At 73.2% G+C, this 11,119-nt stretch carries 7 protein-coding genes and 1 pseudogene; all 8 read left to right on the top strand.

Annotated elements, in window-relative coordinates:
- Positions 1–240, top strand: a pseudogene (locus KN815_RS03080) (LacI family transcriptional regulator); the annotation flags it as partial.
- Positions 241–301: 61 nt separating this feature from the next.
- Positions 302–1,900 carry an FAD-dependent oxidoreductase gene (locus tag KN815_RS03075; RefSeq protein ID WP_216339908.1) on the top strand — a complete coding sequence of 533 codons (1,599 nt, stop codon included), beginning with the start codon at positions 302–304 and terminating at the stop codon, positions 1,898–1,900.
- Between the two features lie 75 nt (positions 1,901–1,975).
- Entirely contained in the window at positions 1,976–4,108 is a 2,133-nt protein-coding gene (locus tag KN815_RS03070; RefSeq protein ID WP_216339906.1) for a hydantoinase/oxoprolinase family protein, read from the top strand.
- Entirely contained in the window at positions 4,105–4,656 is a 552-nt protein-coding gene (locus tag KN815_RS03065; RefSeq protein WP_216339904.1) for a hypothetical protein, read from the top strand. The genes KN815_RS03070 and KN815_RS03065 overlap by 4 nt, the downstream gene beginning before the upstream one ends.
- A gap of 3 nt (positions 4,657–4,659) precedes the next feature.
- Positions 4,660–5,295, top strand: coding sequence for a hypothetical protein (locus KN815_RS03060; RefSeq protein ID WP_216339902.1), 636 nt, complete (start codon positions 4,660–4,662; stop codon positions 5,293–5,295).
- 163 nt (positions 5,296–5,458) lie between these two features.
- Positions 5,459–6,481 carry a hypothetical protein gene (locus KN815_RS03055; RefSeq protein ID WP_216339900.1) on the top strand — a complete coding sequence of 341 codons (1,023 nt, stop codon included), beginning with the start codon at positions 5,459–5,461 and terminating at the stop codon, positions 6,479–6,481.
- 79 nt (positions 6,482–6,560) lie between these two features.
- Positions 6,561–7,529 carry an acetylxylan esterase gene (locus tag KN815_RS03050; RefSeq protein WP_216339898.1) on the top strand — a complete coding sequence of 323 codons (969 nt, stop codon included), beginning with the start codon at positions 6,561–6,563 and terminating at the stop codon, positions 7,527–7,529.
- A gap of 229 nt (positions 7,530–7,758) precedes the next feature.
- The gene (locus KN815_RS03045) at positions 7,759–10,890 is read left to right on the top strand and encodes a discoidin domain-containing protein (RefSeq protein WP_216339896.1); all 3,132 of its coding nucleotides are present in this window, start codon (positions 7,759–7,761) and stop codon (positions 10,888–10,890) included.
- Positions 10,891–11,119 lie beyond the last annotated feature (229 nt).

The following is an 11,119-nucleotide window of genomic DNA, read 5'->3' as shown; positions in this document are numbered from 1 at the left end:
GTCCGGGAGGCCGGACTCGGCTGCCCCGGGGACGTCTCGCTCGGGCTGCTCGGCGGCCCGCCGCCGGACGTGGCCGCGGCACCCGTGCCCACGGGCTTCGACGTGCCCCGGCACCAGCTCGGCGCGGCCGCCGTCCGGCTCCTCTCCGCCCTGGTGGCCGGCGAGGAGACCCATGAACCCCTGGTGGCCTGCGCGTTCCGTACCGGCGAGACGGCGGGCCCGCCCGGCCGGCGGCCATGACACCCCCTGACGCACACCGCGGTTCGGACATCGCGGTTCGGACACGACCCCGAGGAGCAGCGTGACAGCGGAACCGGACATCCTGATCGTCGGTGGCGGCCTCGGCGGGATCGCCGCCGCGCTCGGCGCCTGCCGGGCGGGCCGACGTGTGGTGCTGACCGAGGAGACGGACTGGATCGGCGGCCAGCTCACCGCGCAGGCGGTGCCGCCGGACGAGCACCCCTGGGTGGAGCAGTTCGGTACGACGGCGACCTACCGGGCGCTGCGCGAGGGCATCCGCGCCTACTACCGGCAGTGGTATCCGCTGCGCGCCGAGGCACTGGGGCTTACGGAGCTGAACCCGGGAGCCGGCCGGGTCAGCAAGCTGTGCCATGAGCCAAGGGTGGCGCTCGCCGTCCTCGAGGGCATGCTCGCCCCGTACCGGGCCGCTGGCCTGCTGACCGTCCTGACCGAGCACCGCGCCGTGGTCGCCGAGACCGACGGCGACATGATCCGCGCGGTGACCGTGCGCGACCTGCGCTCCGGCGAGCGCACCACGTTCACCGCCCGGTACGTCGTCGACGCCACCGAGACCGGTGAACTGCTCGACCTCGCCGGTGTGGAGCACGCCAACGGGGCCGAGGCGCGGGACGAGTTCGGCGAACCGCACGCCCCCGCCGAAGCGCGGCCCGAGAACCAGCAGGGCATCACCGTGTGCTTCGCGCTCTCGCACCACGAGGGCGAGGACCACACCGTGGAGCGGCCCGCGGACTACGACTTCTGGCGTTCCTACCGGCCCGGCTTCTGGCCGGGTCCGCTGCTCGGCTTCCAGGCGCCCGACCCGCGCACCCTGGAGCCCGTGCCCCGCACCTTCGTGCCCAACCCGGACCTCGACCCGCTGGCGGTCAGCGCCGACCAGAGCGCCGACGCCGGGGACAAGGAGCTGTGGGGATTCCGCCGGATCCTCGCCCGCGGACTGCACCGGCCGGGCGCCTTCGGCTCGGACATCACCCTCGTCAACTGGCCGCTCAACGACTACTGGCTCAAGCCGTACATCGGCCAGGAGGCCGAAGCCCTGCGCGAGGCACGCCAGTTGTCGCTGTCGGTGCTGTACTGGCTACAGACGGAGGCACCACGGGCGGACGGCGGCACCGGCTTCCCGGGGCTGCGCATCCGCCCGGACGTCACCGGCACCGCGGACGGTCTCGCCAAGGCGGCCTACGTGCGCGAGTCGCGGCGCATCAAGGCGGTGACCACCGTCGTCGAACAGGACGTCGCGATCGACGTGGTCGGCCCCCATGGCCGGACCCGCTACCGCGACTCGGTCGGGGTGGGCGGCTACCGCATCGACCTGCACCCCTCCACGGGCGGCGACACCTATATCGACGTCGGCTCCGTGCCGTTCGAGATCCCGCTCGGCGCGCTGGTGCCGCGCCGGGTGCGGAACCTGCTGCCCGCCGGCAAGAACATCGGCACCACCCACATCACCAACGGCTGCTACCGGCTGCACCCGGTCGAGTGGAACGTCGGCGAGGTCGCGGGCGCGCTCGCCGCGCACTGCCTGGATGAGGGCGTGGAGCCCCACCAGGTGCAGGCCGAGGACAAGCGGTTCGAGGAGTTCGGCCGCCTCCTGGACCGGGCGGGTGTGCAGCGCCGCTGGCCCGACGTCCGCGGCTACTGACCTTCGTCCGACAGCTCTTCCAGCCCCCCGTCCCGGATAACGCGAAGCACGTCAACACACAAGGAGGTGCCCGCCATGACTCCAGACCGCCGCATCCGCGTCGGCATCGACGTGGGTGGCACGTTCACCGATGCCGTGGCGGTCGACGCCGCCGCGCTCACACTGGTGGGCCAGGTGAAGGTGCCCACCAGCCACCACCACGAGGACGGTGTCGCCCACGGCATCGTCCAGGCGCTCGAACAGCTCCTGGCGAAGGTCGGCCGGACGGCGGGCGACGTCGTGTTCCTGGCGCACGGCACGACCCAGGCCACCAACGCCCTGCTGGAGGGCGATGTGGCCACGGTCGGACTGATCGGTATCGGCGGCGGGCCGGGCGCGGTGATCACCCGGCGGCTCGCCGCCTTCGGCAAGCTCGAACTCACCCCCGGCAAGCGGCTTCCGCTGGTGTACGCGCATGTGGCCGATCCGTCCGCACAGGACGAGGTGCGCGCGGCCGTGGAGCGGGTGCGCGCCGAGGGGGCCGAGGTCCTCGTCGCCACGGAGCCGTTCGGGGTGGACCGGCCCGAGGGCGAGCGGGCCGTGCTCGACGTGGCGCGGCCCACGGGACTGCCGCTGGCCGCGGCCCACGAGATCACCTCGATGTACGGACTGCACAAGCGGACCCGGACGGCGGTGGTGAACGCCGCGATCCTGCCGCGGATGCTGGCCACGGCCGATCTGGTGGACGGCTCCATCACGAAGGCCGGGGTGACCGCGCCGCTGATGGTGATGCGCTGCGACGGCGGCGTGATGTCGCTGGACGAGATGCGCCGGCGTCCGCTGCTGACGATCCTGTCGGGCCCGGCGGCGGGCGTCGCCGGGGCGCTGATGCAGGAGCGGGTCAGCGAGGGCGTGTTCCTGGAGACGGGCGGCACCTCGACCGACATCAGCGTGGTGCGCCGGGGAAAGGTGGCGGTGCGCCATGCGACGATCCTCGGCAAGACCTCCTATCTGAGCGCCCTGGACGTCCGCACGGTCGGGGTCGGCGGCGGTTCCATGGTGCGGGTCTCCCACGGGCAGGTGGCCGGTGTCGGTCCGCGCAGCGCGCATATCGCGGGCCTGCCCTACGCCTGCTTCGCCTCGCTGGAGGAACTGCGGGACGCCCGGGTGGCGATGGTGCGGCCGATGGCCGGTGACCCGGACGACTACGTGGTGCTCGACGCGGCGGGCGGCCGGTTCGCGGTGACGATGACCTGCGCGGCCAACGCGCTCGGACGGGTCGGGGAGGAGGACTTCGCACGCAGCGACCAGGAGGTCGCGCGGGCCGCCCTCGCCCCGCTGGCCGCCATCCTCGGCACGGATGTGGCCGGTGCGGCACGCTCGGTGCTCGACGCGGGGACGGAGCAGGTCGGATCGGTGGTGGACGCCATGATCCGCGACTACCGCCTGGACCGCGACACCGCCCTCCTGGTGGGCGGCGGCGGGGGAGCGGCGGCGGTGACCCCGCATCTGGCCGCCTCCGCCGGGCTCGACGGCCGCATCGCCCGGCACAGCGAGGTCATCAGCCCCATCGGGGTGGCGCTCGCGCTGGTGCGCGAACAGGTCGAGCGCATCGTGCCCGGCGCCACCCAGGAACAGATCCTCGCCGTACGCGCCGAGGCCGAGCGGGCCGTCGTCGCCCAGGGCGCCGCCGCCGACGGCGTCGAGGTGGAGGTGACCGTCGACCCGCAGACCAACACCGTCCGGGCGGTCGCGACGGGCGCCACCGAGCTGCGCACCCAGGACCGGGCCCACCGCGCCGACGCCGACGAGCGGCTGCGCGCCGCCGCCACCAGCCTCAAAACGCCCGAGACCCGCGTGCGGACACTGGCCGGGACGGACGCGTACACGGTGTACGGCACCGAGGTGCGGCGCCGGCTGCGGGCGGACCGCCATCCGGTGCGGGTGGTGGACGCGGACGGTGTGGTGCGGCTCGGCGCGGCGGACGCGCGGGTGGCGACCATGACGGTGGAGGGCTCCGGCGAGGCGCTGGCCGCACTGGTCCGCGACGCGACCTCCTACGGCGACGGAGGCGTACGGGCCCCGGCCGTACGGCTCCTGGTCGGCGGCCGGATCGCGGACCTCTCCGGTGTCCTGGAACCCGAGGCGCTGCTCGCCCTGGCCCGCGCCGAACTGCGCCCGCGCGGCGCCGGGGAGCCGGTCGTCGCCGTCGTGGAGTCGCGGACATGAGCGGCGACCTTGACGTGGACCTCGCGGTACGCCTGCTCGGAGGGACCCCCACACACGAGGGCCGCGATCCCGTGCTGCTGCGCCACTGGGCGGTGGCGGCCACGGAGTTCGGCCGCCGGATGACCCCGCGGGCCGTGACCGTGCGGGTCGTCGAGCGGGACGGCGGGCTGGACGCCGGGCTGCTGGCCCGCTACCGGTCCCGGCCGCCGGTGGTCGAGGTGTACACCGACACCGTCGAGCGGGCCGAGCGCCTCGTAGCCGAGCGCGGCTGGCGCCACTGGTACCCCGAAGGTTCGGTGCGCGCCGCCGCCCTCGCCCACGAGCAGGCACACGCCTGGCTCCACCACGCCGCGGTGCGCGCCGAGTTCAAGCGGGCGCTGGGCCACACCGCACTGCGCTTCGGCCGGCGCCGCCTGTACGCGTACGTCGCGGGCGCGGACGAGATCGCCGCGCACGCCTACGCCCACGCCGCCTGCGGCCTGGGCCGCAGCCCTCTGCTGCTCACGGAGGCGCTGGCCGCCGCCGTGTCCTGCGAAAGCGAGAACTGAACGATGGGTGTCGTCATCCTGCTCGTCATGGCGGCGGGAGTCGCCGCCATGCTCACCCGCAAACTGCCCACGGCGTTCGCCCTGGTGCTGCTCGCCGTGGCGATCGCGTTCCTGGCGGACGCGCCGCTCACCGGCAAGGGCAGCGTGCTCGACACGGTGCTCCAGGAGGGGGCGCCCGCGCTCGCCGCCACGATGATCGCGATCCTGCTCGGCTCGTGGCCCATCACCCTCTTCGTGGCGATCGGCATCCTGCTCGCCGCGGTCAAGCTGCCCGGCGCCGTCGACGCCCTTCAGCCCCTCGTCAAGTCCATCAGCCCGCAGAACACCGTGCTGTTCATCCTCGTCTTCACCCTGCTGGTGCCGCTGTGCCTGTTCCGCGGCCCCCTGAACGTCTTCGGCCTCGGCGCCGGGATAGCGGGTGTGCTCGTCGCCACCGGCATCTACCCGGCCGTCGCCGTTCTCGGCATGACCGCCTCGTACAACCAGGTCTTCGGCGTGTCCGACCCGACCAGCACCCAGACCGTGTGGAGCGCCCAGTACGCGGGCGTCTCCCCACACCAGGTGATGCTGCGCACCCTGCCGTATGTGTGGGCCGTGGCCTTCGGCGGCCTGTGCGTCACCGCCTTCACCGAGCTATGACCGAAGCCGACCCGACCCGACCCGCCCCACGCCTCGACCGACCGCGCGGCCACGCCACCCCTTAGCCACCCGACCCCGTAGCCACCGAACCCACGGCCATCGAACCCCCGGCCACCGAACCCCCAGCCATTGAACCCGCAGTATCCGACCCAAGGAGCCGATCATGCCCGAGCCGCAATCCGGCCTCGACCGCCGTATGTTCCTGCGCGCCACCGCCGTGTCCGGCGCGGCGCTCACCGTCGGCGGGCCGGCCATACCGTCCGCTTCGGCCACGCCGTCCGCCTCGGCCGCGCCCGGCGGGTTCCCGGACTACACCTACGTCCGTACACTGCTCACCCCGTCGAAGCTGAAGTACAACCCGACGGGCGAGATCATCTTCCCCACGATCCGCGGGGTCTACGACAAGCTGGCCAGCCCCCTGGGCCGGTACTACCTCTACTACGCGCCGCACGACGCGCCGGGCGGCATCTGCCTGGCCTACGGGGACTCCCTGGAGGGCCCGTTCACCGAGTACCCGTCGAACCCGATCGTGTCCAACAGATGGGACCCGCACTACTCGGTCAGCCACGTCTCCTCGCCGCATGTGCTGTGGAAGGAGGACATCAAGGAGTTCTGGCTGTACTTCCACGGCGAGAACACCACCACCCGCCTCGCCCGCTCGAAGGACGGCATCCACTTCACCTACGACAAGGCGGTGCTGACCACGTCCATGATGCCCGCCGGTACCACCGAGACGTCCTACGCCCGGGTGTTCCAGTACGACCTGCCCTCCCGTGGCGCCCACTACGTCATGCTGTTCATGACCAACAACACCACCGACCACCGCGACATCGGCTGGGGCTGGTCCGCGGACGGCCGCAACTGGACCTTCGCCCAGACACCGCTGGTACGCCACTCGGACGTCGGCGCGATCAACGTCGGCGGTCCGCATCTGCTGACCCGCGGCGGTTCCGCGTTCGTCGTCTACAACAAGGACAAGACCAGCGGCGGCGACCTCATGATCACCGAAGTGGGCAAGGACTTCTCGCTCCGCAAGCACCTCGGCGTCTTCTACGACTCCCACTCATCGGCACCCGAGAACGGCCGGGCCGCGGCCCCCTCCTTCGGCACGGACCACGGCGTTCCGTACATGATCTACGAAGCGGGCGAACGCCTCGCCGGATCCATCGCGATGGCCCGCGGCTAGACGCGATCCCCGCCGGACCCGGGTACGCACCCCACGACCATCAGCCCTCCTGCCGTCCTCCCGAGGAAGACAGTCCCGCATGGCGCTCTTCGACCTTCCACGCGAGCAACTGCACCGCTACCGCAGCGCTTCCACCGAACCGGACGACTTCGACACGTTCTGGTCCGCCACGCTGACGGAGGCCCGGCGGCACGACCTCGGCGCCCGCTTCGAGCCCGTCGACACGGGCCTTGTCACCGTGCGGGTGTACGACGCCACGTTCGCGGGCTTCGGCGGCCACCCGGTCAAGGGCTGGCTGACGCTGCCCGCGGAGGCCGCCGAGCCGGTGCCCCTGGTCGTGGAGTTCGTGGGGTACGGAGGCGGGCGGGGACTGCCCCATGAGCATCTGCTCTGGGCGTCCACCGGCCGGGCGCACTTCGTGATGGACACCCGCGGCCAGGGCAGCGGCTGGGGTGGCGGTGGCGGCACCGCGGACCCGGTGGGCGCCGCCCCCGCCTACCCGGGATTCATGACCCGCGGGATCGACGCGCCGGAGAACCACTACTACCGGCGGGTGTTCACGGATGCCGTGCGGGCGGTGGAGGCCGCCCGCACGCATCCGCTCACCGACGCCTCCCGTACGGCGGTCATCGGGGAGAGCCAGGGCGGCGGGATCTGCCTCGCGGTGGGAGGGCTGGTCCCCGATCTGCTGGCGGTCGCCCCGGACGTGCCGTTCCTGTGCGACTTCCCGCGCGCCGTCACCCTGACGGACTCGGGCCCGTACCGGGAGATCGGCCTCTTCCTGCGCACGCATCGCGGTCGTACCGAGGAAGCGCTGCGCACGCTCTCCTACTTCGACGGCGTCCACTTCGCCGCTCGCGGCCGGGCGCCCGCGCTCTTCTCCACCGCCCTCGAGGACCAGACGTGCCCGCCCTCCACCGTGTTCGCGGCCTTCAACGCCTGGGCCCACGAGGAGAAGTCCATCGAGGTGTACGACTTCAACGGCCACGAGGGCGGCGGGCCGTACCAGGCCGCGACGAAACTGAGGTGGCTCGGGCCCCGGATGTGACACCGGCGGCGGCCCGGGACCGCCGCACGACCCCCGGAACGGCCGGTGGGCAGCCCCCTGCCCCCACCGGCCGGTGAGCCCTGCCCGCAAACACCCCGGCCGCATGGACGGCCCCGCGAAAACCGGTGAACGGCTGACGCCACACCCGTTGACGCGCGGACCGGGACCGCCGAAGAATGTGCGTCACCCTTCCTCTGACAACGTTGTCCAGCCTATGAGGTATCGCCCCGTGTCGCATCCATCCCTGCCCTTCGACCGCCGCCGCTTCCTGCACCTCGCCGGTCTCACGGGCGCGCTGGCCGCCCTGCCCCCGCTCACCGCGGCCGCGAGCGCCCAGGCGGCGCACGGCCGCACCGACCCGCCGCCGGACGAGGTCGCGGCCACCTACCTGCGGGTGCTCCTGGACCACACCCGGTGGTCCGAGACGCAGTGGGACCAGACCCAAGGCCACTACCTGGCCAAGGACTTCGGGTTCGCCGTGGTCCTCGGCAACGCGGTCCTGCTCACCCACGGCACCTACGACGCGGCGCGCGCGGGCACCGACCGGGAGACCCTGAAGCGGCGCACGCTCGCCACCATCCGCCACTTCGCCGCGTCCAACCGGCTCACCGGCGGCGACGAATGGGGCCGCACGCTCTTCTTCGACACCACCTTCCAGTCGTACTTCGTCCTCGCCGCCCGGCTGCTGTGGAAGGACCTCGACACCCCGACACGGCGCAACGTCGAGACCATCGTCCGCGAACAGGCCGCCTACACCGTGTCGTTGGGCAGCGGCGACGACCCAGCCTCCGGCGACTGGACGCCGAACGGCCTGAGCGGCGGACACGTCGGCGACACCAAGCTGGAGGAGATGGGCCTGTACGCGCAGACCCTCGCACCGGCGCTCGCATGGGCCCACGACGACCGCCGCGCCGCCGACTGGGCCACGTGGTACGGCATCTGGTCGCGCAACGAGGCGGGGCTGCCGCCCGCCGACCTCGCCAACCCCGCCCGCGTGGACGGCGTCGCCGTCTTCGAGAACACCGCCCGCAACCTGTACGACACCTTCATCGTCGAGAACCACGGCTCCTTCGGCCCGCACTACCAGGAGGAGCTGTGGCGCACCTCCGGCCGTAACGCCGCGCACTTCCTGGCCGCCGGACGCCCTCTCCCGCAGGTCCTCGCCCGGCAGCCGAACGCCCAGCCGCTGTGGCGCACCCTGCTGGGCGTCATGAGCGACGCGGGTGAACCGCTGATGCCGATGGTCGAGGACCGCGAACACCTCTACGGCAGGGACGTCATCCCGCTCGCCTTCCTCTCCCAGGTGATGCGCGACCGGGCCGCGGCGCGCGCCGAGCGGGAGCTGGCGTCGCGGCTGGAGGCGTACCAGCAGTACCCGCCCGAGCACCGGTTGGCGAAGTTCTCGGGGGAGCCGAAGTACGAGCCGGAGGCACGCGCAGAGATCGCGATCAGCTACCTGCTGCATGTGTGGGCGGCGGCGTCCGGGCGGCCCGTCGAGGCGCTCTCGCGCGCGGAACTGTTCGCGCAGGCCAGTGGTGTCACGGACTTCGGGACCGGCCCCGGACTGGTGTCACACCAGTCGCGCACCGCGTGGGCCGGTGCCGTGACGAAGCCCGGGTTCGTGAAGTTCGCCTGGCAGCCTGGGCACGACGACTGGCTGTTCCGGCTCAGCGGCGCCACCCCGATGTTCCTGCCCGCCACCGCCGCGCAGGTCCAGGGCCGTACCGTGCGCGTATACGAGTCCCTGCGCGACGGCTTCGACGGCAGCGCGACGCTGCTGCGCCTCGATGGCGGCTGGGCCGGGTTCGCGACGCTCCCGACCGGGTCGATCGTCTACGCGAGCGGCGGCACCGCCGACGCGGAGGGCCACCTCGAGGTGCACAATCTGACGATGCCCGGCATGCCGGGGCTCGACGGCGCGCGCACCTACCGCTTCGAGGAGGGCGAGACGACCGTCCGCGCCCGCGACACCTCCACCGGCACACCCGCCGGACGGGTCGACGAACTCGGCTTCACCCCCACGACGGTGCGCCACATCCGCATGCTCGGCGTGCGGCCCGACCCGGCCTACGGGTACTCCCTGTACGCCTTCGAGACGCGCGACGGCGCCCAGGGTGCGGACCTCGCGCGCGGCGGGTCCGCCACCGCCTCGTCGGCCGACGCGGGAAAGGGCGCGCCGCTCGCGGTCGACGGCGACGCGGCCACCCGCTGGGCGGTGTCGAGGGCCGACCGTCCGCGCGCCGACAGTTGGCTGGCCGTCGACCTCGGCGCCGAGCACCGGGTCGACCGGGTCACCCTGGCTTGGGAATCGGCGGCAGGACGCGCCTATCGCGTCCAGGGCTCCACGGACGGCCGGGACTGGAAGGACCTGGCGACCGGGCCGAGCCCGGCGGTGAGCAGCCGCGGCGGCTGGCTCGACGTCGAGGGACGCGCCGGGCTCGTGGTGCGGGACGGCCGGAACCCGATCGGCGTCTACGACGACACGATCGTCCTCGGCGACGGCCCGGCGGCACCCCTCCTCGTCGAGGGCTTCCCCGGCACATCGGCCGGGAAGCTGCGCGCGATCGCCCGGGGGACCGCGCCCACGGCGGAGCACACCGAGGTGCGCACGACGCTGACGGACGGACACCTGACCCTGTTCAACCTCTCCGGTGAGCCCGTCAAGACGCGGATCACGATCCCGCGCACCGGCACCGACACGGTGGTCTTCGAGGGCACGCAGCGGCTGACCGCCGACGGCACATCCTTCGATGCCGCACTGCCCGCCGCCACGGCGGTCGTGCTGCCCCCGCGCTTCACGCTCACCCCCGTCACAAGCCGGCGCCTGCCGTCGGGGCTGCGGGTCCAGGTCGTCGACGGCGCGACCGTGCGCCTGTCCGGGGCCTCCTGCACGCTGCGCGTCCGGGCCCAGGGGCGCAGTCAGGTCGCCGTCGTCAGAGCGGACCGGACGATCACCGTCGTCCTGGCGGGCGTGGCCGCCCACCCGCACGACGACCTGGCCCTCGGCAGGACCGTCTTTCCCACGAGCCCGCTCCCGGAGGGCATGTCCGACCCCGCGGCGGCGGTGGACGGCGATGCCCACACGGCGTGGCAGCCGGGCCCGCGCGGCCGCATGGTCGTGGACCTCGGCGCGGCCCGCCCGGTCCGCTCGGTGGAGACCGAGTGGACGGCGGGCGCGGTACCGGGCGCGAAGGTCGCCTTCAGCACGGACGGCATCACCTACCGGAACGCCGGAACCCTCACCGGCCGGGGCCGTGTGCGCCGGCTGACCGCCTCCGAGACGGCCCGCTACGTCGGCCTCGAGGTCGACGGGCCGACGCCTGCGGCGGTCTCACGCCTGCGGCGGCTGACGGTGCGCTGACCGCTCCGCGCCCGCCGGGCCGTGCGGCCTTCGGCCGCGCCGACGCTCGCCCGGCGGGCGCTCACAGCACGCGTGCGAAACGCGTCAGGTGTCGGTGGCGATGCGCTGCAACACTGTGGTGAGCCGACTCAGGTCCTCGCCCTGGACATGGTCGAGAACGTGTCGGCGCACGCTGGCGAGGTGGATCGGCCAGGACTCGGTCAGCGCGGCGAACCCGGCATCGGTGAGG

It is taken from the genome of Streptomyces niphimycinicus, assembly GCF_018883605.1.
GTDB lineage: Bacteria > Actinomycetota > Actinomycetes > Streptomycetales > Streptomycetaceae > Streptomyces > Streptomyces niphimycinicus.
The sequence above is the reverse complement of the archived record's forward strand: the minus strand, read 5'-3'. Positions and strand labels throughout refer to the sequence as shown.

Excerpts from the sequence above, each read along its gene's own strand:
- KN815_RS03065 (WP_216339904.1), top strand. The coding sequence starts at position 4,105 with ATGAGCGGCGACCTTGACGTGGACCTCGCGGTACGCCTGCTCGGAGGG.
- KN815_RS03060 (WP_216339902.1), top strand. The coding sequence starts at position 4,660 with ATGGGTGTCGTCATCCTGCTCGTCATGGCGGCGGGAGTCGCCGCCATG.
- KN815_RS03050 (WP_216339898.1), top strand. The coding sequence starts at position 6,561 with ATGGCGCTCTTCGACCTTCCACGCGAGCAACTGCACCGCTACCGCAGC.
- KN815_RS03070 (WP_216339906.1), top strand. The coding sequence starts at position 1,976 with ATGACTCCAGACCGCCGCATCCGCGTCGGCATCGACGTGGGTGGCACG.
- KN815_RS03055 (WP_216339900.1), top strand. The coding sequence starts at position 5,459 with ATGCCCGAGCCGCAATCCGGCCTCGACCGCCGTATGTTCCTGCGCGCC.